At 74.9% G+C, this 534-nt stretch carries 1 protein-coding gene; it reads right to left on the bottom strand.

Features of this window, described 5'->3' with window-relative positions; translation table 11 throughout:
* Nucleotides 1-534: aldehyde dehydrogenase family protein (locus tag ALA01S_RS31405; protein WP_157119463.1), on the bottom strand; the 534-nt coding region annotated here is incomplete at both ends.

Genomic DNA, 534 nt, shown 5'->3' with positions numbered 1-534 from the left:
CGAAGTTCACCACGCCCGGCGGCAACCCCGCCTCCTGCAGCGCCTCGATGATCAGGCCGTGCGTGGCCGGCGACAGCTCCGAGCCCTTGAGCACCACGGTGTTGCCGCAGGCCAGCGGCGTGGCCACCGCGCGCACGCCCAGGATCACCGGCGCGTTCCACGGCGCCAGGCCCAGCACCACGCCTGCGGGCTGGCGCACCGCCATGGCCAGGCTGCCGGGGACGTTGGACGGGATGATCTCGCCGGTGATCTGCGTGGTCAGCGAGGCGGCCTCCTGCAGCATGCCGGCCGCGACGTGCACGTTGAAGCCGGACCACAAGGCCGAGCCGCCGGTTTCAGAGGCCACGGCCTGCGCAAAGGCGTCGGCCTTGGCCTCCAGCGCCGCAGCGGCCTTGAGCAGCAGCACGCGGCGCTCGCCCGGGCCCATCTCGGCCCAGGCCGGGAAGGCCTTCTGCGCGGCCTCGACCGCACGCACGGCGTCGGCCGGCGTGGCGGCCGGGGCGCGGGTGGCGACCTGGCCGTCCAGCGGATTGC

Origin of the sequence: Azohydromonas lata NBRC 102462, assembly GCF_001571085.1 — a bacterium.
GTDB lineage: Bacteria > Pseudomonadota > Gammaproteobacteria > Burkholderiales > Burkholderiaceae_C > Azohydromonas > Azohydromonas lata.
The sequence above is the reverse complement of the archived record's forward strand: the minus strand, read 5'-3'. Positions and strand labels throughout refer to the sequence as shown.